At 70.2% G+C, this 23,047-nt stretch carries 22 protein-coding genes; 7 read left to right on the forward strand and 15 right to left on the reverse strand.

Annotated features, from left to right (window positions below; translation table 11 throughout):
* Nucleotides 1–240: 240 nt before the first annotated feature.
* On the forward strand, nt 241–987 hold the full coding sequence (locus OHA21_RS36650; RefSeq protein WP_328462959.1) for a hypothetical protein: 747 nt from the start codon (nt 241–243) through the stop codon (nt 985–987).
* On the opposite strand, the gene OHA21_RS36655 is transcribed toward OHA21_RS36650, so the two are convergent.
* Genes OHA21_RS36655 through OHA21_RS36670 form a run of 4 tightly spaced genes read right to left on the reverse strand, consistent with a single transcriptional unit; the run spans nt 984 to nt 4,370 of the window.
* Entirely contained in the window at nt 984–1,436 is a 453-nt protein-coding gene (locus OHA21_RS36655) for a DUF6023 family protein (protein WP_328462961.1), read from the reverse strand. The two genes, OHA21_RS36650 and OHA21_RS36655, sit on opposite strands and share 4 nt — an antisense overlap.
* Nucleotides 1,433–2,500 carry a type III polyketide synthase gene (locus tag OHA21_RS36660; protein WP_328478769.1) on the reverse strand — a complete coding sequence of 356 codons (1,068 nt, stop codon included), beginning with the start codon at nt 2,498–2,500 and terminating at the stop codon, nt 1,433–1,435. The genes OHA21_RS36655 and OHA21_RS36660 overlap by 4 nt, the downstream gene beginning before the upstream one ends.
* Nucleotides 2,494–3,648 (reverse strand): acyl-CoA dehydrogenase family protein, encoded by a 1,155-nt coding sequence (locus tag OHA21_RS36665; RefSeq protein WP_328462963.1) that lies wholly within the window; start codon nt 3,646–3,648, stop codon nt 2,494–2,496. The genes OHA21_RS36660 and OHA21_RS36665 overlap by 7 nt, the downstream gene beginning before the upstream one ends.
* Nucleotides 3,645–4,370, reverse strand: a complete 726-nt coding sequence (locus tag OHA21_RS36670) for a class I SAM-dependent methyltransferase (RefSeq protein WP_328462965.1) — start codon at nt 4,368–4,370, stop codon at nt 3,645–3,647. Before OHA21_RS36670 ends, OHA21_RS36665 begins: the two co-directional genes overlap by 4 nt.
* Nucleotides 4,371–4,417: 47 nt before the next feature.
* On the opposite strand from OHA21_RS36670, the gene OHA21_RS36675 reads away from it, so the two are divergent.
* From OHA21_RS36675 to OHA21_RS36695, 5 genes are all read left to right on the forward strand, one after another.
* A complete protein-coding gene (locus OHA21_RS36675) occupies nt 4,418–5,245 on the forward strand; it encodes a UbiA family prenyltransferase (protein WP_328462967.1) in 828 nt (275 codons plus the stop codon).
* 106 nt (nt 5,246–5,351) lie between these two features.
* On the forward strand, nt 5,352–6,074 hold the full coding sequence (locus OHA21_RS36680) for a hypothetical protein (RefSeq protein WP_328462970.1): 723 nt from the start codon (nt 5,352–5,354) through the stop codon (nt 6,072–6,074).
* 35 nt (nt 6,075–6,109) lie between these two features.
* Complete coding sequence (gene radA / locus OHA21_RS36685; protein WP_328462972.1) at nt 6,110–7,534, forward strand: DNA repair protein RadA; 1,425 nt, start codon at nt 6,110–6,112, stop codon at nt 7,532–7,534.
* Between the two features lie 83 nt (nt 7,535–7,617).
* Nucleotides 7,618–8,799, forward strand: a complete 1,182-nt coding sequence (gene disA, locus OHA21_RS36690; protein ID WP_328462974.1) for a DNA integrity scanning diadenylate cyclase DisA — start codon at nt 7,618–7,620, stop codon at nt 8,797–8,799.
* A gap of 291 nt (nt 8,800–9,090) precedes the next feature.
* A complete protein-coding gene (locus OHA21_RS36695) occupies nt 9,091–10,191 on the forward strand; it encodes a hypothetical protein (protein ID WP_328462976.1) in 1,101 nt (366 codons plus the stop codon).
* 572 nt (nt 10,192–10,763) lie between these two features.
* On the opposite strand, the gene OHA21_RS36700 is transcribed toward OHA21_RS36695, so the two are convergent.
* The 4 genes from OHA21_RS36700 to OHA21_RS36715 all read right to left on the reverse strand — a co-directional run bounded on the left by OHA21_RS36700 (nt 10,764) and on the right by OHA21_RS36715 (nt 13,162).
* A complete protein-coding gene (locus tag OHA21_RS36700) occupies nt 10,764–11,273 on the reverse strand; it encodes a 2'-5' RNA ligase family protein (protein WP_328462978.1) in 510 nt (169 codons plus the stop codon).
* Nucleotides 11,274–11,276: 3 nt separating this feature from the next.
* Complete coding sequence (locus OHA21_RS36705) at nt 11,277–12,023, reverse strand: adhesin (protein WP_328462980.1); 747 nt, start codon at nt 12,021–12,023, stop codon at nt 11,277–11,279.
* A 93-nt stretch (nt 12,024–12,116) separates the two neighbouring features.
* Nucleotides 12,117–12,656, reverse strand: a complete 540-nt coding sequence (locus tag OHA21_RS36710; protein WP_328462982.1) for a peptide deformylase — start codon at nt 12,654–12,656, stop codon at nt 12,117–12,119.
* Nucleotides 12,653–13,162 carry a glycine cleavage system protein R gene (locus tag OHA21_RS36715; protein ID WP_328462984.1) on the reverse strand — a complete coding sequence of 170 codons (510 nt, stop codon included), beginning with the start codon at nt 13,160–13,162 and terminating at the stop codon, nt 12,653–12,655. Before OHA21_RS36715 ends, OHA21_RS36710 begins: the two co-directional genes overlap by 4 nt.
* Nucleotides 13,163–13,182: 20 nt before the next feature.
* On the opposite strand from OHA21_RS36715, the gene OHA21_RS36720 reads away from it, so the two are divergent.
* Nucleotides 13,183–14,079 carry an A/G-specific adenine glycosylase gene (locus tag OHA21_RS36720; protein WP_328462986.1) on the forward strand — a complete coding sequence of 299 codons (897 nt, stop codon included), beginning with the start codon at nt 13,183–13,185 and terminating at the stop codon, nt 14,077–14,079.
* On the opposite strand, the gene OHA21_RS36725 is transcribed toward OHA21_RS36720, so the two are convergent.
* The 7 genes from OHA21_RS36725 to OHA21_RS36755 form a co-directional block, all read right to left on the reverse strand.
* Nucleotides 14,033–14,638 (reverse strand): DUF4291 domain-containing protein, encoded by a 606-nt coding sequence (locus OHA21_RS36725; protein WP_328478771.1) that lies wholly within the window; start codon nt 14,636–14,638, stop codon nt 14,033–14,035. The two genes, OHA21_RS36720 and OHA21_RS36725, sit on opposite strands and share 47 nt — an antisense overlap.
* Before the next feature lie 95 nt (nt 14,639–14,733).
* The gene (locus OHA21_RS36730) at nt 14,734–17,256 is read right to left on the reverse strand and encodes an ATP-dependent Clp protease ATP-binding subunit (protein WP_328478773.1); all 2,523 of its coding nucleotides are present in this window, start codon (nt 17,254–17,256) and stop codon (nt 14,734–14,736) included.
* Between the two features lie 336 nt (nt 17,257–17,592).
* Nucleotides 17,593–17,949, reverse strand: coding sequence for a histone-like nucleoid-structuring protein Lsr2 (locus tag OHA21_RS36735; protein WP_328462987.1), 357 nt, complete (start codon nt 17,947–17,949; stop codon nt 17,593–17,595).
* A 105-nt stretch (nt 17,950–18,054) separates the two neighbouring features.
* Nucleotides 18,055–19,563 (reverse strand): lysine--tRNA ligase, encoded by a 1,509-nt coding sequence (gene lysS, locus OHA21_RS36740; RefSeq protein WP_328462989.1) that lies wholly within the window; start codon nt 19,561–19,563, stop codon nt 18,055–18,057.
* Nucleotides 19,564–19,620: 57 nt separating this feature from the next.
* Nucleotides 19,621–20,379, reverse strand: a complete 759-nt coding sequence (locus OHA21_RS36745) for a type III pantothenate kinase (RefSeq protein WP_328462991.1) — start codon at nt 20,377–20,379, stop codon at nt 19,621–19,623.
* Nucleotides 20,380–20,425: 46 nt separating this feature from the next.
* Nucleotides 20,426–21,283, reverse strand: a complete 858-nt coding sequence (nadC, locus tag OHA21_RS36750) for a carboxylating nicotinate-nucleotide diphosphorylase (RefSeq protein ID WP_328462993.1) — start codon at nt 21,281–21,283, stop codon at nt 20,426–20,428.
* The gene (locus OHA21_RS36755; RefSeq protein ID WP_328462995.1) at nt 21,280–22,926 is read right to left on the reverse strand and encodes an L-aspartate oxidase; all 1,647 of its coding nucleotides are present in this window, start codon (nt 22,924–22,926) and stop codon (nt 21,280–21,282) included. Before OHA21_RS36755 ends, nadC begins: the two co-directional genes overlap by 4 nt.
* Nucleotides 22,927–23,047: the final 121 nt, after the last annotated feature.

Here is a 23,047-nt window from a genome sequence, read left to right on the forward strand (position 1 = left end):
GATGGGGCTTTCTCCCGCTTGACACCGGCGCAAGAAGCTGCCTAAGTAACACAAAGTGACCGCGGCGTCACGTCTCCCGCCAACGAGTCGGAAATTTCGGACCTGATGGCTTTGTGAGATCAAGCTTATCGCTAAGGTCAGGAACGACGCACCACTGGCGATGCGACCCCCGGGTAGGGGACGCTGGACGGAAGTTCCCCGACCGAAGCAAGATCTGGTCGGTAAGGGGGGAGGTGAGTCATGGCTGGCGCAAGCGACAACAACGGCTGGCCGCCCGACGGCGGTACCCCCGATGATCTTCCGGACCTCCCCGAGGAGTGGGGGGTCATCGTCATTCCGGACGATCTCTCCGAGCTCTCCGACGAGGTCGACGCGGTCCGTGCCGAGCTCAACACGGCGCCGCCGCCCACCCCGTGGCAGAAGCTCCGCAAGCTCGGCGCGCTCGCCGTGCGTACCCCTGTTTTGATCATCTCGATGGCCATCCTGGTGACCGTGGCCAGCCTGTTCGCCTCGGCCTGGCCAGGGCCGCCGCGGCAGCCCGCCACCCAGCGCACCGCCGCCACGCAGAGCCCGACCGGCACGCTGCCCGCGCTGGAGATGATCGGGCCGGACGGTCAGTTGGTCTCGCTCACCGGCCAGTTGCCGGCCGTCGTGCTGCTGACCGACGGCTGCTCCTGCAACGACCTGATCACCGGCACCGTGGCCGGCGTCAGTTCGGGGACGGCGGTTCTCGTCGTCACGGCCGCCAGGACCACACCGACCACGACGCTGGCCCTCCCACCGGCCCGGACCCCGCAGGCGGACGGGAAGGTCGTCACCCACCTGCGCGACCAGACCGACACCCTGCGCAAGAAGCTGGATCTGGGCGCACCGGACGGGACAGCGGCGGTGCTCCTCGTCGACAAGCCGGGGAAGATCGTGCAGCGAATGCCGCGGGTCGCGTCGGCCGAAGTGATCCTGCCGTACCTTCCACAGCTGAGCCGTTAACGGTCCATCCGTTGCAGTGTGTAACGGAAGACGACCGGCCCGGCGGCTTCGACGTTGACCCGCAGATGCAGGTTGTCGGCGAGTCCCACGGTGAACACCTCGGGGGTACGCGCGCCGGAGCACCGCATCCCCCGCCCGGAGTCGTAACGGCTGAGGCTCACCCGCACCCGGCTGCCGTTGTCGCCCGCGCAGATCACCGAGACCAGGAACTCACCGTGGCCGACGTCGGCCACCTCCTCGTGCCCGGCACCGTCCTGCAGCGCCAGGGTGGTAGCCATCTCCTGGTCGCCGACGTCCGGCAGGAGTTGCTCGGCGCTCAGCCGCCAGTGCAGCAGCCGGGGGTCGGTGGTCTGCCGTGGCGCGGTCTGCCACCACCAGAGCCCACCGCCCAGCAAGATCATTGCGGTCAGCAGATGCAGCACCGCACCGCGTCCCCGTTCGCCGCTCACGCTCCGAGCGTAGAGGCCTCCAGAAGAGTGACATAGAGGGTGAGGCCGGGGCCGAACGCGAGCATCACGATCCGGCGCGGTGGACGCTCGCGGCGGCGTAGGGCGTCCAGCACCAGCAATACAGTGGGTGAGGAGCAGTTTCCGTACGCGGAGAGCACCCCTCGAGAGGCCGAGAGCGCCGCATCGTCCAGCCCGAGCTGCTCCTGGACCACGTCGAGGATCTTCGGACCGCCCGGGTGCACCGCCCAGCCGTCCACGTCGGCGATGCTCCGGCCGTGCCGCGCGAGCACGTCGTCGACCAGCCCGCGGACGTGCGTGGCGAGCACCGACGGGACCTGCGGTGACAGGCCCATCCGAAAGCCGAGGTCGGTGACTTCCCAGGTCATGTGGTCGGCCGTGGTGGTGTCGGTGATCGCGGCGACCTCGCGTACGGCGTACCCCGAAGGGTGTTGATCTTGAGGGGTGAGCACCGCGGCGGTGGCCGCGTCGGAGAAGAGCGCGTGCGAGACGATCTGCTGGATGTCGGTGCGGGTGCTCGCCGGCTGCAGGTGCAGGCTGGTCAGCTCGGCGCAGAGCAGCAGAGCGGGACGGTTGCGGGCCACCACGAAGTCGCTCGCCGTCCCGAGGCCCGGCAACGCGGCGTAACAACCCATGTGCCCGACGAAGAGGCGTTGCACGCTCGGTGACATCCCGAGATCCCGGGCGAGGAGGATGTCCAGCCCCGGCGTGGCGTAGCCGGTGCACGAGCAGACCGCGAAGAGACCGAGCTCGCCGGCGCTCACCCCGGCGTCTTCCAGGGCCCGGCTCACCGCCGCCTTGCCCAGCGGGATGGCCTCCACCTGGTAGCGGCGCATCCGGCGCTCGGTGGACCAGGTGGAGACGTCTTCCAGCAGGGGATTCACCGCGGCCTGGCGGGTGCGTACGCCGGAGTTCTCGAAGATCCGCCGGGCCAGGGCCAGCCGCGCCCCGGTGTGGTGCCGGGCGAAATACCCGGACCAGATGTCGTCCTGGGAGACCGAGGGCGGAAGCGCGACGCCGAGGCCGCTGATCACGGCGTTCACCAGCGTGGCGCCACGCCGTCGGAGTCCGGGTCGCCGCCGAGCGCGTCCACGCCGAGCCAGTCCGCGCAGACGTCGCTGGTGGCGGGTTGCAGTGAACCCGCCCGGGCATCCCGGTAGAGCCGTTCCAGCGGATGCCCGCGGCGCATCGCCGAGGTGCCCGCGGCCTCCAGCATCGAGGCGGCCACCTCGGCCGCGGTCGTGCCGGCCAGCAGTTTCGCCCGCCACACCCAGCGGTTCGTCTCGGCGTCGCCGGGCGCTTCGTCGACCCGGCGGGCCGCCTCCCGGACCGCGAGGTGCGCGGCGGCGACCGCGGCGTCCGCCCGGCCGATCCGGGCCCGCACCGCGGGTAATCCGGTGAGGCCACGCTTGGTGACGTGCTCGACCGCCGCGTCCACCGCCGCCCGCGCCACGCCGACGTAGACCGCGGCATAGCTGGCGACCATCCAGTGCGGTGCCAACTGGGCCACCACCAGGGCCAGCCCTTCCACCCCGCCGAGCAGCGCGGAGGCCGGAACGGTGACGTCGATGTGCAGATCGTGCGAGCCGGTCGCGCGCATCCCGAGCGCGTCCCAGGTCTGCTCCACCCGCAGGCCGGGACCGGCCGGCACCAGGAACTGGGAGACCTGGGCGGGATCGTCGGGGTTGCGGGCGGCGATCAGGTACGCGTCCGCGTGCCCCGCACCCGAGCAGAAGGTCTTGGCGCCGGTGATCCGGTAGCCGCCGTCCACCGCCCGGTAGGAGGTGGTCATCCGGGACAGCCGGGAGCCGGCGCCGCGTTCGCTCATCGCCACCGCGTACCAACTGCCACCGGCGGCCGCCTTCAGGTACTCGTCGCGGGCGGCCAGCGCCTCCGGTGGCAGGCCCAGAGCGTCGGCGAGCCCGTCGGTGACGCCGCTGAGGGCGCCGGTCACCGAGGCGTGCATGTTGAAGATCAGGGCGGTGGCGCCGTTGCCGCGGGCGAGTTCGTAGGCGACCTCCGCGTACTGGGCGAAGCCGGCGCCGGCGCCGCCGAGGTGGGTGGGCACCATCAGGCCGAAGAAGCCGGCGTCGCGCAGGTCCGCGAAGTCCTCGGCGGGGAAGGAGCCGTCCACATCGCTGGCGGCGGCGCGGGCCGCGAATCGCGGAGTGAGCCGTCGAGCTTCGTCGATCATGCCGGTTCCCCTACCCTTCGGCCGCTCCCCTGATACAGCACTGCGGTGGAAAAGGTGGGCACGATCCGTCCCAGCGGGCGGCCGTTCGGGGTACGGCGTAACGCCAGCCAGCGGAACAATCCGGAAAGACTCGGGCGAACCCCGCGGACCCGGAGGTCGACACCGTGCCGGGCGAACTCGGCGACCAGGCGCTCCGGCGCGACGAACAACTCGGGGTCGTGCAGGCCGACCGGGGCGATCCCCAGCCGCTCGCCGGCGGTCACCGTGATGAAGCGGCTCAGCCCGGTGTCGTTGACGGTGTCCAGCACGACCAGGCCGGACGGGCTCAGCACCCGGCAGAGCTCGGCGACCGTACCGGGCAGGTCGGTGACGTGCTCCAGGATCTCGCCGGCCGCGACCACGTCGGCAGCGCCGGAGGCGAGCGGCAGCGCGGTGACGTCGCCGTTGACCGCGTGGATTCCCTGGCGGGTGGCCTCGGCCAGCGCCGGACGGCCCAGGTCGACGCCGATGTGGCGGTAGCCCTTCGCACGGACGTGCGGGGCGAGCAGGCCGCCGCCGCAGCCGGCGTCCACCAGGATCGCCCCCTCGGTGGTGGCCGGCGGAATCAGGGCCGCGCGGGACGCGGCGAGCCAGTGCAGAAGTTCGAAGTCGCCGCCGGGACGCCACCATTCCCCGACCATGTCGTCGTACTGACGTGGATCGTTGCGCTGCATCGACAGCATGTGATCGAGCCTGGCACGGGAACGGCACAAGCACCACACTGCGAGTCATGTCGCGTGCACTCGCCCTGTTCCGATCCGCCCATCCGGAGCCGGGTCTGGCGGTGACGGCCGCGATGACCCTGCTGGCCGTCGGCGTCGGCCATCGCGGGTGGCGGTTGCTGCTGGTCGCGCTCGCGGTGGCGGCCACCCAGTTCGCCGTGGGCTGGGTCAACGACTGGCTGGATGCCGAACGCGACGAGCAGGCGGGGCGGCGCGACAAGCCGGTGGCGGCGGGGGCGGTGTCTCGGCGTACCGTCGGCTTTGCGGGTCTGATCGCCTCCCTGGCGATCCCGTTCCCCGCGCTGCCGCTCGGCCTCCCGCCCACCCTCGTGATCTCCGTGGTCGGCATTTTCGCCCTGCTCTACGACTGGCCGCTGAAGTCGACCGCCTTCTCGGTGGTGCCCTACCTGGTCGCGTTCGGTCTGCTGCCGGCCTTCGTGGTGGTCGCGCTGCCCGGGCATCCGGCGCCGCCGGTCTGGCTGGTCGCCGCCGGCGCGCTGCTCGGCGGTGGCGCGCACTTCGCCAACGTGCTGCCCGACCTGGCCGACGACGCGGCGACCGGAGTGCGTGGCCTGCCGCACCGGATCGGCGCCCGCTGGTCACAGGCGGCCGCCGCGGGTCTCCTGCTGGCAGCGACGCTCACGCTGGTCTTCGGGCCGCCCGGCCCGCCCACGTGGCCCGGCTTGGCAGCGGCAGCGGCCGCCGTCGTGGTCCTTCCCCTTGGCTGGTACGCGGCGCGCCGCGCAACCGGACGGCCGGTCGCCCTGTTCCGCGCGGTGATCGTGGTGGCCCTCATCGACGTCCTGCTCCTGGTCCTCAGCGGCCGGGTGGCGTGAGCGATCAGTGATCAAGATGGCCGGTTGGATGGGTCGGCGCACGCGGCGGATCGCCGCCCATTAGGCTGATCTGACACGTGGGTGTCTCTATTTGGAGGATCGTGTGATGCGCTCGCTGCGAACCCGTCGCGCCGCTCTGGTCGCGGGTGCTGCCACGGTCGCTGCGCTGGCTCTGGGCGGCTGCTCGGCCGGTCAGGTCGCCGAGACTGCCATCCTGGACACGCCGATCGCCGGCGTCGACAGGGACACGCTGCACGGCAGCGTGTACATCCGGAACCTGGTGATCCCTTACCACGGCACCGAGGGGTACAAGGCCGGAAGTGACGCCCCGATCGAGCTGAGCCTCTACAACCAGACCGACAACCCGATCACCGTCGCGATCAGCAGCCAGCCGACGGAGCAGGGTCAGGTCGTCTCGGGCCGGCAGGTCGGCATCGCGCCGGCCAGCACCGCGCCCGCCGCGCCCGGTTCTGAGGAGCCCGGTGCGCACGGTTCTGAGGAGCCCGGTGTGCACGCCTCCGAGGTGCCGTCGCCGAGCGGTTCCGAGGCGCCCGGTGCGGGCCTCAGGCCGTCCGCGCCGGCTGTGACGATCAAGCCCGCGCAGGTCGTGCTCCCGGCGCAGGGTTCGGCGCTGTTCCGGCCCACCGACAAGGAACTGCTCCAGGTCTTCGGCCTCTCCGACGATCTGAAGCCGGGCATGTCGGTGAACCTGGTCTTCGAGTTCAGCGACGGCTCGCCCGCTCTCGTGCTCCAGGCCCCGGTCTCGACCCCGGTCACGCCGGCGCCCCGGGAGACCGGTGGGGCCGAGGGTGAAGGCGAAGGCCACTGAGCCGGATTGTCGTACCCTCCGGCTAGCTTGTCGGGGTGACATCCTCTCGAGCGACCGCCAAGGCCCCCCGCCAGGCATACGTCTGTGACGCTTGCGGCCATCAGCCACCCAAGTGGCTGGGCCGCTGTCCGGAGTGCGGCGAGTGGGGTTCGATCATCGAGTCCACGGTGTCCGCACCCCTGGTCTCCGGCCGGGTGGTCAGCTCCCGCATGCCGGCCGAGCCGGCCCGGCCGATCGCGCAGATCAGCGCCGCCCCGGCCCGGGCCGTCGCGACCGGCGTCGGTGAGCTCGACCGGGTGCTCGGCGGCGGCCTCGTCCCGGGCGCGGTGGTGCTGCTGGCCGGCGAGCCCGGCGTGGGCAAGTCCACCCTCCTGCTCGACGTCGCCCAGCAGTGGGCGGCCGGCGCCGGCTCCCCGTCGCTGGTGGTCAGCGGTGAGGAGTCGGTCAGCCAGGTGCGGCTGCGGGCCGAGCGGCTCGGCGCGCTGCACGACCGGCTCTACCTCGCCTCGGAAAACGATCTCGGCACGGTCATCGGCCACCTCGACGCGGTCAAGCCCGGCCTGCTCGTGCTCGACTCGGTGCAGACCGTCTCGGCGCCGGGCACCGAGGGCGTGCCGGGCGGCGTGACCCAGGTGCGCGCGGTGACCGCCGCGCTGGTCTCGATCGCCAAGGAGCGCGGCATCGCCACTGTCCTGGTCGGTCACGTGACCAAGGACGGTCAGGTCGCCGGCCCGCGGGTGCTCGAGCACCTGGTCGACGTGGTGCTGCACTTCGAGGGCGACAAGCACTCGTCGCTGCGCCTGGTGCGCGGTGTGAAGAACAGGTTCGGCGCGGCCGACGAGGTCGGCTGCTTCGAGATGCACGAGGGCGGCATCAGCAGCCTGCCGGACCCGTCCGGGCTCTTCCTCACCCGCTATCTCGAGCCGGTGCCCGGCACCTGCGTGACGGTGGCGATGGAGGGGCGGCGTGCGCTGGTCACCGAGGTGCAGGCGCTGATCGGCGCGGAGGTGCAGGGATCGCCGCGGCGCACGGTGTCCGGTCTCGACAGCGCCCGGCTCGCCATGGTGCTGGCGGTGCTGGAAAGGCGGACCAAGCAGTTGAAGCTCTACAACCGGGAGGTCTTCGCGGCGACCGTCGGCGGCATCCGGCTCGTCGAGCCCTCCGCTGACCTGGCGATGGCTCTCGCGGTCGCGTCCGGCGGGCTCGATCTGGCGATGGCGCCGCACCTGGTCGCGATCGGTGAGGTCGGCCTGACCGGGGAGATCCGCCGGGTGGGTGCGGTGGGCCGGCGGCTCGCCGAGGCGGCCCGGCTCGGGTTCAAGGTCGCGCTGGTGCCACCGGGCTGCGGGCCGGACGGGGCGGCCGGCACTCCCAAGAGCATGGAGGTGATCGAGGTCGGCGACCTGCGATCAGCGTTGCAGAGCGCAGCGCGCGCCTCGGCCGAGCACGGTTCGAAGTGACTGATGGTTACGAATCATCACGCTACGGAGCATTCATCGAACCATCCCTCGTTGCTGTGGATGACAGTCCGTAGAATGTCCAGGTGCCGCTCGACCGCGATGGTTCCAAGCCCGCCGCCAGTTCCACGCCGCGACCCGGCGTCAACGGCGCGGGGCATCGCGCGATGACACCAGCTTTCGGCCCCGGTCTCACCGGTGGCGCCAGCGATCCTCTCCGCGCCAATCTAGCCCTGATGGCGCCGGGCACCGCGCTGCGCGACGGTCTGGAGCGCATCCTGCGGGGGCGGACCGGTGCGTTGATCGTGCTGGGCTACGACGCGGTGGTGGAGACCATCTGCACCGGCGGCTTCCCCCTCGACGTGGAGTTCTCCGCGACCCGCCTGCGCGAGCTGTGCAAGATGGACGGCGCGGTGGTGCTCTCCAGCGACGGCACCCGGATCGTGCGGGCCGCCGTCCACCTGATGCCCGACCCGGCGATCCCGTCCGAGGAGTCCGGCACCCGGCACCGCACCGCCGAGCGGGTCGCCAAGCAGTCCGGCTTCCCGGTCATCTCGGTGAGCCAGTCCATGCACATCATCGGGCTTTATGTGAATGGTCAGCGCCACGTCCTGGACGACTCGGCCGCCATCCTCTCCCGGGCCAACCAGGCACTGGCCACCCTGGAGCGTTACAAGCTCCGGCTCGACGAGGTCTCCGGCACCCTCTCCGCGCTGGAGATCGAGGACCTGGTGACCGTCCGCGACGCGGTGGCCGTCGTTCAGCGGCTGGAGATGGTCCGGCGGATCGCCGATGAGATCTCCGGATACGTGGTGGAGCTCGGCACCGACGGCCGGCTGCTCGCCCTCCAGCTCGACGAGTTGATGGCCGGCGTCGACGCCGATCGCACCCTGGTCATCCGGGATTACCTGCCGGTCGGCCGCAAGGCGCGCACGCTGGACGAGGCACTGGTCGAGCTCGACCTGCTGACCGCCACCGAGATGATCGACCTGGTGGCGGTGGCCAAGGCGATCGGCTACCCGGGCGCCTCCGACGCGCTGGACGCGGCGGTCTCCCCGCGCGGGTTCCGGCTCCTGGCCAAGGTGCCACGGCTGCCCGGCCAGATCGTGGACCGGCTGGTCGACCACTTCGGCAGCCTGCAGCGGCTGCTCGGGGCGACCGTCGAGGACCTGCAGGCGGTCGAGGGGGTCGGTGACGCCCGGGCCCGCGGGGTTCGGGAGGGGCTCTCCCGGCTCGCCGAGGCGTCGATCCTCGAGCGCTACGTCTAACTCTCCGTCACTGCTGTGATATGCGCCACTCGAGATGCGGACATTGCGGCCCGCCAACCGCCCGAGACGTCTGAATCGGGCACGATTTCTCGACGGCCGTCAGTACGCACAGTAATCGGGTCTTTCCCTGCGCGGGCCCTGCGCCTAGCCTTCTGACACGCCACGACGGATTGTCGTGAGCGCCCAGAATTGGGGAGATTGTGATCCGGGCCGAGCTTCGATCGGTCACCGCATTGCGGCCCGGGGAGTCAGTGGTGAGACCGCCCCCACCCGATCCGTTGGGGGCCGATCTTGCGCCGTTTCCTGTTCGCTCTCGGTGGCGTCGCGCTCGTCGCAGCCGCTCTCGCCGGCATCATGCCGGCCGCGAACGCGACGACCGGCTGTGTCACCGCCGCGGCCGCCACGTACCAGCACAAGTTCGACGGGCCCGGCGGCAACGTGACGATCACCGCGGTGCAGCCCCTCTGCGAGGGCGAGGAGCAGGCGTTCTCGCTGGTCTCGTACACGACGCGGGCAGCGAAGTTCGCGGTGCCGCAGTTCGTCTACGACACCGACAGCGCGTGGATCGGGGCGGACCGGCGCAGCGTCACCCTCGACGTGGCCGTACCCGGCTGCTACACCCAGGTAGACGCCATCTTCGGCACCGGGATCGTCAACGAGATCACCTCCAGCTATGTGTACAACGACTCCAAGCTCGGCTCGCCCGACGGCATCGGGAGCCGCTCGACCGGTGGCCGCGGCTGGTACAACGGCGGCAGCGCGGCCTGCACGCCGAAACCGTCGGTGACCTTCCGCAGCTACTGCGACGGCGTGTTGCACACCCGCCTGGCCAATGCGGCCGATGCGGGCGTGAACGCGTCGTTCGTGGTCGGCGGCAAGCGGATCGTGGTGCGGCCGGGCAAGCACGCCGACCTGACGTCCCGCCCGTCGGGCGCGGTGTCGGTGCGGGACAACAGCTTCAAGACGACGACCGGCTCGTGGTCCCAGCCGGCCGACTGCGCACCTGTCGTCCCGCCGTCGACGCCTGCCTCGGTGCCCAGCTCTTCCACGCCCACCTCTACGCCCGGCTCGTCCACGCCTGCCTCTACGCCTAGCGCCTCTACGCCTGGCTCGTCCACGCCGGGCTCGGCCCCGCCGAGTGCTTCCGTGCCGGGCTCAGCCCCCAGTTCGGCCGCGCCTGGCACTTCTGTGCCTGCTTCAGCCGCGCCGACCTCCTCAACGCCGGCCACCGTCCCGTCACCCGTCGTCTCGTCGCCCACCCCGGACGACGGCCTCCCGATCACCGGCTCCAACACGAGCGGGCTGGCGCTCTACGCGCTCGGCTTCCTGCTCATCGGCGGCGGCCTGGTGGTAGTGGCGCGGCAGGCCCGCCGCGGACGCCACAGCGCCTGACCTGACAACCTCCCTCACGACTTCGGGGAGCTCGGCGGAACGTCCCCGCTGGGCTCCCCGAAGTCCATTCCCGCCCAGACCCGGCTGGCTCTGAGTGCTGTTCCCAGAGGCTTGAAACAGCCGTGAGAGCCAGCCAGCCCGGCCCGGCTGGCTCTCACGGCTGTATCCGGACGCTCGAAGCAACCATGAGAGACAGCCAGCCCCCGGATTCGGCTGGCCGCGAGTGGCGCGCCCCGGGCCATCTAACAGCCGTGGCGGCCAGCCAACCCGATCCGGCTGGCTCTGAGGGCTGTTTGCGAGGGGCCGAAACAACCGTGACGGCCAGCCGGCCCGATGCGGCTGGCTCTGATGGCTGTTTGCGAGGGGCCGAAACAGCCGTGGGAGCCAGCTGGCATGGTCGGCTGTTGGGTGAGTGGGCGCGGGTGGGCAGCCGGGTCTGCTGCGCCGGGATGTGCATAAGCCCGGCGCGGGCCGGGCGGCCTGGAGTGGCTGCTACGTCGCCTCGTAGTGGGGGACGGGGAAAATTTGTTGGGCGGGGTCGCGCGTACCGGGGAAGGGCTTGATCTTGGGGGTTATAGGGGGTGGGAGATGTCGTTGGCGTGGTCGGCTATGGCTGCGCCGGTGACTTCGGCGGTGAGCGGAAGGATCTCCAGGCACCGGCGGATGGCCGGGGCCATCATCGGGTTGGGGACGCGGAGGGAGACCGTGCAATGGGGCACCCAGCGGCCCGGGCGGTAGTGGTCCCAGACCTCGACGCCGCCGGCTGACAGGCGGTCGTGGAGCTCGCGGTGGTGGGTGAGCAGGTCTTCGGTGACGGTTATGCCCAGCCAGAGGACGCGGCCTACGAACTGGCCCACAAAGTCCATGCTCAGCGTCAGAGGGCGGGCTACCGGGAAGCCGGACAGGGCCTCGGCGGCGGCCGCCGGGTCGATGCGGTGGGCTGCGGCCAGCGAGACGTGCGGGCGGTGTTTCTGGTGCAGGGAGCCGAGGGTGGGGATGCCTTCGGCTTCCAGGGCACGCCAGAGGGTGCGAAGCCTGCGGGTCGCGTCGACGTCCAGGTAGAGCTCTAGTGCCGCGACCAAGCGTCAGGCGACCACGGAGAGTGCCACCGGCTGGCTGACGATGGTGCCGAGGCGGCCGCGCAGTTCGTACTGGCCGGCGGGGGCCACGGGACCGGCGGCCTGACCGGAGGCGCAGCGGGAGCTCTGGCGGCCGTTCCAGGTGACCTGGTACTCGCGTTCGGCGCCGGGGGCGAAGGAGCGGACGTCGTCACCCTTCGCGGTGCTGCACGGGTCGGAGGACCACAGCTTCTGGGCGCCCGACTCGAGGTAGAGCTCCTGGGCGTCGGCGCCGACGTTGCGGTTGCAGGTACGCGTACCGATGTTCTTGATCTTCAGACGGATGTTCACCGGCGTGCCGCGGCGGACCGTGGTGTCGGCTGGGATCGGCGTCACGGAGATCTCGGTGTCCGCGCAGGCGGCGTCGGCCGGCACGTTGACGTTCGCGTCCGTGCCGCCGCCCTGGCTGGGCAGGGTCGTGGGCAGCTCGTCGTCCTCGTTCGGCTGCGGCTGGAGGTCGGCGGGGTCGGGCAGCGCCTGACCGACGCCGGGACCGTCGTCCAGGAAGGACGGGTCCGGCGAGGGTGAGCCGTTGTCCGAGGCCGGTGCGGGCGTCGGGTACTGCGAGGCCGCGTTCTTGGTACGCGGGTTCTCGTCGTCCTCACCCAAGCAGGACATGAACAGCACGATGACGCCGAGCAGGATTGCGCCCAGCACGACCGCACGCCGCCGCCAGTAGACAGCGGAAGGCAGAGGACCAACCGTCGCACGCATGATGGGGCCACCGTAAACCCACGAAGCCTCGCGTGTGGTGCACGACGCGCCGGTTATGCGACACCAACTCGCGAATCGCTCGTTAGGTTTCTTCTATTGATAGACCTTGCGCTGGTAGATGGCGTGTGCTCCGGCAACCCGGTCCAGGAAGAGCTTTCCGCCGCAGTGGTCGATCTCGTGCTGCAGGGCCCGCGCCTCGAACGCGTCGGTGACGACGGTGACCGGCTCGCCGCTGCCGGGCAGCACCGCCTCGACCACGACCCGCCCGGCGCGTTTCACGTCACCGGTCAGGTCGGGCACCGACATGCAGCCCTCCCGGCCGGGCCGCCACCGGCTCGCCTCGATGATCTTCGCGTTGCAGAGCACGAACGTGCCGTGGGTGGTCGCCGCCTTCGGGTGACCGGTGACGTCCACGCAGAAGACCTGCGCGCCGACCCCGACCTGTGGCGCGGCCAGGCCGACACAGCCCGGCGACACCCGCATGGTGGCCACCAGGTCGGCGGCGAGCTGGACGATCTCCGGCGCGGTGGGGTCGACCTCCGCGCCGACCGTGCTCAGCACGCTCGCCGGGGCGGTGACCACCGGTAACACCCGGCCCTCGGGGCCGGTCCAGTGCACGTCGGGGTCGCTCACAGGATCTCCGAATCGGAGCGCCGCACGGTCACGTCGACGCCCAGCTCGGCGGCGGCCACGGCGAGACGCTCGGCGAGTTCCTCACCGGCGCCGGCGGGCAGGTCGACTTCGGCGACCAGTACGTACAGCGGGCCGGTGAGCCGAGTGGTGAGATCGGTGATGTTGCCACCCGACCCGGCCACCACCCGGGTGACCGCCGCGACGATGCCGAGCCGGTCCGCGCCGTGCACACTCACCAGGTAGGGCTCGCCCTGCACCGCGCCGTCCGCCTCGGGTTCGACCTTGCGGACCGTGGCGAGCAGGCCGCCGGACGAGATCGGCTCCAGCGCCTGCTCCACCTCGTCGGCGGTCGGACCGGTACAGATCAGGGTCATCGCGAAGTGACCGCGCAGACGGGTCATCGTCGAGTCGGTCAGGTTCGCACCGACCTCGGCGAGCGCCTCGGCCACGTCGGCGACGATGCCGGTCCGGTCCGGACCGATGACGGTGATGGCTAGCTCATGCACCCGCCTACAGTAAACGGGCTATGACTCTCGCCGACGACGCCATCGCCTGGTATCAGGCAAATGCCCGCAATCTCCCCTGGCGGCAACCGGACACCACACCGTGGGGAGTCCTGGTCAGCGAGGTGATGCTCCAGCAGACCCCGGTGGTACGCGTGGAGCCCGCCTGGCGGTCCTGGATGACCCGCTGGCCCGACCCGGCCGCCCTCGCCGCCGACCCGGTCTCCGAGGCGATCCGCATGTGGGGGCGGCTCGGCTACCCGCGCCGGGCGATGCGCCTGCACGCCTGCGCGGTCGCCATCGTGGAACGGCACGACGGGCGGGTCCCCGACGACCTGGATCAACTGCTGGCCCTGCCGGGGGTGGGCACCTATACCGGGCGGGCGGTGGCCACTTTCGCGTACGGGCAGCGTCACCCGGTCGTGGACACCAACGTGCGCCGGGTGGTGTGCCGAGCGGTCGAGGGCAAACCCGACGCCGGCCCGGCCACCACCGCAGCCGATCTGACCGCGATGGAAGCCCTGCTACCCGACGACGTGCCGCGCGCCGCGAAGGCCAGCATCGCGTTCATGGAGCTCGGCGCGATCGTCTGCACCGCCCGCTCACCGAAATGCGTCGACTGCCCGTTCCACGATGTCTGCGCCTGGCGGCTCCGAGGCGAGCCACTGCCGGAAGGGCCGAGCCGCAAACCGCAACGGTACGCCGGAACAGATCGCCAGGTGCGCGGCCTGATCCTGGAGGTCCTCCGGCACGCCACCGGCCCGGTCCCCCGCCAGCGCCTGGACCTGGTCTGGCAGGACGAGGTGCAGCGCGCCCGCGCCCTCTCCGGCCTGGTCGACGACGGCCTGGTCGAGTTGCTCGGCTCAGACGACTTCATCCTGGCCGGCGACCGTCCACCCGGCGAAGTTCAGCGCCTATGAGCTCTGCCGGGAGCGGATAGACCTTCTCAGCCGGCAACAGGGCCGCGGCGGCGCTCTCGTTGCCGGCGTCGAGATGGCCACGGATCGCCCGCGCCAATCCGGTCACGTCGACGATCCCGGTGATCCACTCATCCACGTAACTCGGCACGGCGACCCCACCCAGGCCCAGCTGCAGCGACCGATAGGGCAACTCCCGCAGACGTAGATCCCGCTCCGGATCCCACTGCACCCGCGTCGGCGCCGTTTTGAGCTGACGCTGCCATTCCGTCCGATCAGCGTGAACGCCCCGGACATAGTGGCTGAGCGCAGCGTTGGCCAGCGCCCACTCGAACCCCGCCCGCGTGATCGAAACCGCGAGCACCCGCTCCTGGCCGGGCTTCCTGGCCCAGCCACAGCGGTACATCATCCACAGGAACGAAGGCTTGACCCAGGTCATCCGGTCCCGTTTGAACGGCGGCACGAACCGCCCAGCCCGCAGAGCCGGCTCCGCGATGGCCGGCGAGTAGGCCTGATAGACGGTGATGGTGCGCTCGTCGTACACGGCGCGAATCTCACGCATCGTCTGATGCTCGCTGACGCCGCCTCCCGGGCGCGAACGATTTCGGCCCGGCTGCATCGCGCAGCCGGGCCGAATCGATCAGGCGAAGAGGAGGGTCACTCCTCGGTGGTGGCGGCCCCGAGGTCGGCCGGCACCGCGTCGGGCACGGTCACGCCCTTCTCAGCGCCGCGGAAGACCAGCTTGGACTTCTCCACCTGGGCCGGGTCCCCTTCGCAGTCCACGACCACGATCTGGCCGGGGCGCAGCTCGTTGAAGAGGATCTGCTCGCTCAGGGTGTCCTCCAGCTCGCGCTGGATGGTCCGGCGCAGTGGCCGGGCGCCGAGGACCGGGTCGAAGCCCTTGGCCGCCAGGTACTTCTTGGCGTTGTCGGTCAGCTCGAGACCCATGTCCTTGTTCTTGAGCTGACCCTCGATACGGGCGGTGAAGATGTCGACGATCTGGAGGATCTCCTTCTCACGCAGCTGGTGGAAGACGATCGTGTCGTCGATACGGTTCAGGAACTCGGGGCGGAAGTGCTGCTTCAGCTCGTCGTTCACCTTGATCTTCATGCGCTCGTACGACGACTCCTCGGCCTCGGAGGCCTGGAAGCCCAGCGACACCGCCTTCGCCACATCCCGGGTACCGAGGTTGGTGGTGAGGATGATGACCGTGTTCTTGAAGTCGACGATCCGGCCCTGGCCGTCGGTCAGGCGACCGTCCTCCAGGATCTGCAGGAGCGTGTTGAACACGTCCGGATGCGCCTTCTCGATCTCGTCGAACAGCACCACCGAGAACGGCTTGCGCCGCACCTTCTCGGTCAGCTGGCCACCCTCGTCGTAACCCACATATCCGGGAGGGGCACCGACCAGCCGCGACACCGTGTACCGGTCGTGGAACTCGGACATGTCCAGCTGGATCAGCGCGTCCTCGGAGCCGAACAGGAACTCCGCCAGCGCCTTGGACAGCTCGGTCTTACCCACACCGGACGGACCGGCGAAGATGAACGAACCACTGGGCCGCTTCGGGTCCTTCAGGCCGGCCCGGGTACGCCGGATCGCCTTCGAAACCGCCTGGACAGCGTCCTCCTGGCCGATGACCCGCTTGTGGAGCTCGTCCTCCATGCGCAGCAGGCGGGACGTCTCCTCCTCGGTGAGCTTGTAGACCGGGATGCCGGTCCAGTTGCCCAGAACCTCGGCGATCTGCTCGTCGTCGACCTCGGACACCACGTCCAGGTCGCCGGCCTTCCACTCCTTCTCCCGCTGCGCCTTCTGGCCCAGCAGCTGCTTCTCCTTGTCGCGCAGCTGCGCGGCCCGCTCGAAGTCCTGCGCGTCGATCGCGGACTCCTTGTCCCGGCGGACCTGGGCGATGCGCTCGTCGAAGTCACGGAGGTCCGGCGGCGCGGTCATCCGGCGGATCCGCATCCGGGCGCCGGCCTCGTCGATCAGGTCGATCGCCTTGTCCGGCAGGAAACGATCCGAGATGTACCGGTCGGCCAGCGTCGCGGCGGCCACCAGGGCGGCGTCGGTGATGCTGATCCGGTGGTGCGCCTCGTAACGGTCGCGGAGACCCTTGAGGATCTCGATGGTGTGCGCGAGGGACGGCTCGCCGACCTGGATGGGCTGGAAGCGGCGCTCGAGAGCGGCGTCCTTCTCCAGGTGCTTGCGGTACTCGTCCAGAGTGGTGGCGCCGATGGTCTGGAGCTCACCACGCGCGAGCATGGGCTTCAGGATGCTCGCGGCGTCGATCGCGCCCTCGGCGGCACCCGCACCCACCAGGGTGTGAATCTCGTCGATGAACAGGATGATGTCGCCCCGCGTACGGATCTCCTTGAGCACCTTCTTCAAGCGCTCCTCGAAGTCACCGCGGTAGCGGGAACCGGCGACCAGCGCGCCCAGGTCCAGCGTGTAGAGCTGCTTGTCCTTGAGCGTCTCGGGCACCTCGCCCTTGACGATCGACTGGGACAGACCCTCGACCACGGCGGTCTTGCCGACGCCGGGCTCGCCGATCAGCACCGGGTTGTTCTTGGTCCGGCGGGACAGCACCTGCATGACCCGCTCGATTTCCTTCTCCCGCCCGATGACCGGGTCGAGCTTGCCCTCGCGCGCGGCCTGGGTCAGGTTGCGCCCGAACTGGTCGAGGACCAGCGACGTGGAGGGGGCCGCCTCGCCGGTGGCCGTGCCGGCCGCGGCCGGCTCCTTGCCCTGGTAGCCGGAGAGCAGCTGGATGACCTGCTGGCGGACCCGGTTGAGGTCGGCGCCGAGCTTGACCAGCACCTGGGCGGCGACGCCCTCACCCTCGCGGATCAGGCCGAGCAGGATGTGCTCGGTGCCGATGTAGTTGTGGCCGAGCTGCAGCGCCTCACGCAGCGACAGCTCGAGAACCTTCTTGGCGCGCGGCGTGAACGGGATGTGCCCGCTCGGCGCCTGCTGGCCCTGACCGATGATCTCCTCGACCTGCTGCCGCACTCCCTCAAGAGAGATGCCCAGGCTCTCCAGAGCCTTGGCCGCGACGCCCTCACCCTCGTGGATCAGGCCGAGCAGGATGTGTTCGGTTCCGATGTAGTTGTGGTTGAGCATCCGGGCCTCTTCTTGGGCCAGGACGACAACCCGTCGCGCTCGGTCGGTGAACCGCTCGAACATGCCCTCGTGCTCCTCACGTGCCGTGCGCCAATTGAACTGGCGGGGCCAGCGCACGGGCATCGGTGATGCCCGTGCTGTAACTCTATCGCCGCCAGCGGGCTCCGCTGGGCCCTCGCGACCCTTCGAAACGATCCGCAACGTTGATTTAGCCAACTTCGCACGCTCAACGGCTGTTCCCCCACCCGAACGTGTACGCGTACAGCGAAATCGCGACGATCCACAGGCTGTGGACAACTCCGCCCGCCCCTGTGGATAACTTGGGGACAGACACGGAGAGGGCGCACCGCCGAAGCGGTGCGCCCTCATCGCCGAGGCGCCGTGCCGGACACTAGGGGCTCAGGCCCGTCCCGGGCCTTTCGCGTGGAACTCGTCCACGATCTCCTGAGGGATCCGGCCCCGGTCGGAGATGTCCTTCCCGGCCTTCTTGGCCCACTCCCGGATCGCCTTGTTCTGCTCCCGGTCGGCAGTCGCGCCGCCGCGGCCACGCGCCGCGCGGCCGCCGACCACAACACCACCACGGGCCACCTTGGTCCCGGCGGTGAGGTACGGCTCGAACACCTCCCGCAATTTCGCGGCGTTCTTCTCCGAGAGGTCGATCTCATACTGAATGCCGTCGAGCGCAAACTTCACGGTCTCGTCGGCGTCGCCACCGTCGATGTCATCGACCAACTTGTGAATGATCTGCTTCGCCACGCGCGGTTATCCCTCCCGAACACAGGTTCTCTCCCCAGCAATGGGAAGACAATAACGCCAGGGACGCATAGCCCGTCAATGGCGGGGGGAGATAATGCCCGGTAACTACTCGGGCCGGACCAAGGGGAAGAGGATCGTTTCCCGAATGCCCAGGCCGGTGAGCGCCATCAACAGCCGGTCGATTCCCATTCCCATGCCACCGGTGGGCGGCATTCCGTACTCCATGGCCCGCAGGAAATCCTCGTCGAGCTGCATCGCTTCGGCGTCGCCACCGGCCGCGAGCAGGGATTGTGCCTGCAACCGCTCCCGCTGGATCACCGGATCGACCAGCTCGGAATACGCGGTGGCGAGCTCGAAACCGCCGACGTAGAGATCCCACTTCTCGGTCAGGCCGGGCGTCTCGCGGTGCGGCGCGGTGAGCGGCGCGGTCTCCTCCGGGTAGTCCCGGACGAACGTGGGCGCCTGCAGAGTCGGCTGCACCAGGTGCTCGAAAAGCTCTTCGGCGAGCTTGCCGGCGCTCCACTTCGGGTCCACGGAAAGCTGCACCTTCTCCGCGTACCGCTGGAGTTGCGCCAGGTCGGTCTGCACGGTGACCTCTTCGCCCAGCGCCTCGGAAACGGATCCGAAAAGGGTGATCTGTGCCCATTCGCCGCCGAGGTCCAGTTCGGTACCGTCCATGTGGGTCACGACGTGCGATCCGGCGACCGCGAAGGCGGCCTCCTGAATCCACTCCCGGACCTGCTGCTGCATCACGTTGTAGTCGGCATACGCCTGATACGCCTCGAGCATCGCGAACTCCGGAGAGTGCGTGGAGTCCATGCCCTCATTCCGGAAGTTGCGGTTGATCTCGAAGACGCGCTCGATGCCGCCGACCACGGCTCGCTTCAAAAACAGTTCCGGCGCGATCCGCAGATAAAGATCCGTATCCAGTGCGTTGCTGTGCGTCACAAAGGGGCGGGCCGTGGCGCCCCCGTGCAGCAACTGCAACATGGGCGTTTCCACCTCGAGATAATTGCGGCGGAACAGCGACTCACGGAGGCTACGGACCACCGCAGCACGAGTACGCACCATGTCCCGGGCCTGCGGGCGGACGATCAGATCGACATAGCGTTGGCGTACCCGGGTCTCTTCGGAAAGCGGCTTGTGCGCGACCGGAAGCGGGCGCAGCGCCTTGGCGCTCATGGTCCAGGAATCGGCGAGCACGGACAGTTCGCCGCGGCGACTGGTGATCACTTCGCCGGTGACCGCGACCAGGTCGCCCAGGTCGACCGCGCGCTTCCACTCCTCCAGCGAATCCGCGCCGACCTTGTCCAGCGAGAACATCGCCTGGAGCTCGGTGCCGTCGCCGGCTCGCAGGGTGGCGAAGCAGAGCTTCCCACCGTTGCGCACGAAGATCACCCGGCCGGTGACCGAGACCTGGTCACCACTGGCGGTGTCGGTCGGCAGGTCGGCGTACCTGACCCGGATCTCGGCCAGCTCGGCGGTCCGGGGGACGTTGACCGGGTAGGGCGCCACGCCCTCGGCCAGGAGCCGGTCCCGCTTCGCCCGGCGGACCCGCATCTGCTCGGGAAGGTCCTCGGCGGGGTCGACGGCTGGCGTGTTCTGCTCGGTCACGGCAAGACTTCCTGTGGAGTGGAGCGGAAAGGTCCTGGAAAGCGTACTCAGCCGTTCTCAGACGTTCCGCTCATATACCATCCGCAGCCCGATCAGCGTGATCATCGGCTCGTGCGCGGTGATCGTGCGGCACTCGTCCTTCACCAGCCAGGCCAGACCGCCGGTGGCGATCACCGCCCGGACCGGCCCGATCTCCTCGATCATCCGCTCGACGATCCGGTCCACCTGGCCGGCGAAGCCGAAGTAGAGGCCGGCCTGCAGGCACTCCACGGTGTTCTTGCCGATCACCGACTTCGGTTTCGTCGGCTCGACCTTGCGCAGCTGTGCGGCACGGGCGGCCAGCGCGTCGAAGGAGATCTCGATGCCCGGCGCGAATGCGCCGCCGAGGAACTCACCCTTCGCGCTGATCAGGTCGAAGTTGGTAGTGGTGCCGAAGTCGACCACGATCGACGGTCCGCCGTAGAGGGCGTGCGCGGCCAGGGTGTTGACGACCCGGTCGGCGCCGACCTCCTTGGGGTTGTCGATGGCCAGCTGCACGCCGGTCTTCACCCCCGGCTCGACGATCACATTGGGCAGGTCGCCGTAGTACCGCTTCAGCATCGTGCGCAGGTTGCGCAGCGCCGCCGGCACGGTGGAGCAGGCCGCCACCCCGGTGATCTCCACGGCGTCGCCGGCGAGCAGGCCACGGAACATCAGGCCCAGCTCGTCGGCGGTCGACGCGGCATCGGTCTTGATCCGCCAGTTGTGCACCAGCTTGTCGCCGTCGAAGGTCGCCAGCACGGTGTTGGTGTTACCGATGTCAATGCAGAGCAGCACGGAGGCCCCTAAGAATCAAAATCAAGACACCCATTGTGTACGGGGCTCAGCGCGCTCTGAGATCCAGGGCGATGTCGAGGATCGGGGACGAGTGGGTCAGCCCGCCGACCGACAGGTAATCCACGCCGGTCGCCGCGTACGCCGCCGCCGTTTCCAGGGTCAGATTCCCGGTCGCCTCGAGCTGTGCCCGGTCACCGACCTCCCGGACCACCTCGGCCAGCAGCTCCGGCGTCATGTTGTCGCAGAGCAGGAACGAGGCGCCGGCGCCGACCGCCTCGTGCGCCTCGGCCAGCGTGGTGACCTCGACCTGCACCTCCACGTCCGGGAACTGCTGCCGGACCAGCCGGTACGCCGCCGAGATGGTGCCGGCCGCCAGCTTGTGGTTGTCCTTGATCATCGCAACGTCGTACAGGCCCATGCGCTTGTTCGTGCCGCCGCCGGTCCGGACCGCGTACTTCTCCAGCACCCGCAGGCCGGGCGTGGTCTTGCGGGTGTCCAGCACGGTGGCCTTGCTGCCGGCCAGCTGGTCCGCCCACTTGCGGGTGTGCGTGGCGACCCCGGACATCCGGCTGATCAGATTCAGCGCGGTGCGCTCGGCGGTGAGCAGCGCCCGGGTGGGCCCGGTGATCGTGGCCAGCACGTCGCCCCGGCGGACCCGGTCGCCCTCGGCGGCGATCTGCTGGAAGGTGGCGGTGCCGGCCGAGGTGACGGCGAAGACCAGCTCGGCCACCGGCAGCCCGGCGATCACACCGTCGGCCCGGGCCACCAGCTCGGCGGTGTCCACCTGGTCGGCCGGGATGGTCGCCTCGCTGGTCACGTCACGGGGCGGGTCACCGAGGTCCTCGGCGAGCGCCGTGAAGACGATCCGCTCCACCTCGGCGAGGTTCAGTCCGTGCTCGATCACGCCATCTCCTGAAAGGTCTGGGTCAGTGAACCGTCGGCCGAAACGGCGTCGAGCAGGTGGCCGCGCCACTCGTCGGCCGCAGTCGGGTGGTCCTCGCGCCAGTGGCAGCCGCGTGTCTCCCGGCGGCTCTGCGCGGAGGCCACCAGGGCGGTCGCGACGGTGAGCAGGTTCGTCGCCTCCCAGGCCGCGGTGTTCGGGCGGGACCGCTGCTCGGCGAGCCGGGCCAGTTCCTTGGCGGCGGTGTCCAGCGAGTCGGCCGAGCGGAGCACGCCGGCGCCCCGGGTCATCGCGCGCTGCAGGTCGCTGCGGGTGGCCGGGTCGACGACCCAGGACGGGCCGGCGGCGGCGCGCACCGGGTCGGCCTGCTGCGGCAGGTCGCGGGCCACGTCGTCGGCGATCCGCTTGGCGAAGACCAGGCCCTCCAGCAGGGAGTTGCTGGCCAGCCGGTTGGCGCCGTGCACGCCGGTGCAGGCGACCTCGCCGCAGGCGTACAGGCCCGGGATGCTGGTGCGGCCGTGCAGGTCGGTGCGGACCCCGCCGGAGGCGTAGTGGGCGGCCGGGGCCACCGGGATCAGGTCGGTCGCCGGATCCACCCCGGCGCCGCGGGTGGAGGCCATGATGGTCGGGAAGCGGCCCTCCAGGAACTCCCGGCCGAGGTGGCGCGCGTCCAGGTAGACGTGGTCGGCGCCGGTGGCCCGCAGGACCCGGTAGATGCCCTTGGCGACGACGTCCCGGGGCGCCAGCTCGGCCAGCTCGTGCTGCCCGACCATGAAGCGCTCGCCGGCCTCGTCCACCAGGTACGCGCCCTCGCCCCGCAGCGCCTCGGAGATCAGCGGCCGCTGCACCGAGTTGAGGTTGCCACCGACGAACGACGTGGGGTGGAACTGCACGAACTCGACGTCGGTCACCGCGGCGCCGGCCCGCAGGGCGAGCGCCACACCGTCGCCGGTGGAGACCGACGGGTTGGTGGTGGACGAATAGATCTGACCCATGCCACCGGTGGCCAGCACCACGGCCCGGGCCAGGATCGCGCCGACGCCGTCCTCGCTGCCCTCGCCGAGCACGTGCAGGGTGAGCCCGCAGGCCCGGCCGTCCGCAGCGCGCAGCAGGTCCAGGACCAGGGCGTGCTCGACGAGACGGATCCACGGGTCGCGGCGTACCGCCTCGTGCAGGGCCCGCTGCACCTCGGCACCGGTCGCGTCGCCGCCGGCGTGCACGATCCGGTCGGCGCGGTGGCCGCCCTCGCGGGTCAGCATCAGCGAGCCGTCCGGGTTGCGGTCGAACTCGGCGCCGCGGCGGATCAGCTCCCGGATCCGCGCCGGGCCCTCCTCCACCAGGACCCGCACCGCGTCGGGGTCGCACAGTCCGACGCCGGCGATCTCGGTGTCGTACGCATGCGCCTGCGGGGTGTCCAGCGGATCGAGCACCGCGGCGATCCCGCCCTGCGCCCAGCGGGTCGAGCCGTCGTCGATGTTGACCTTGGTCACGACTGTGACGTGCAGGCCGTGTTCACGCAGGTGGAGCGCTGCGGTCAGGCCGGCGATGCCGGAGCCGACCACCAGGACGTCGGTGGTCTCGGTCCAGCCCGGCTCGGCGGCGGCGAGCCGGCGGGGCAGCGCCGGGAGATCCGCGAGAGGAGACATGTGTTTCAGTACACTCCGCGTTCACGGAAACGTCGCAGCGGGGGCACCATCAGTGGTCATCGTCTCTGAACCTTTTCAACCTGGCATCGGGCCCGATACGTCCGGGCCGTTGGCCGGCGCA

The organism is Actinoplanes sp. NBC_00393, from assembly GCF_036053395.1.
Classification (GTDB): domain Bacteria; phylum Actinomycetota; class Actinomycetes; order Mycobacteriales; family Micromonosporaceae; genus Actinoplanes.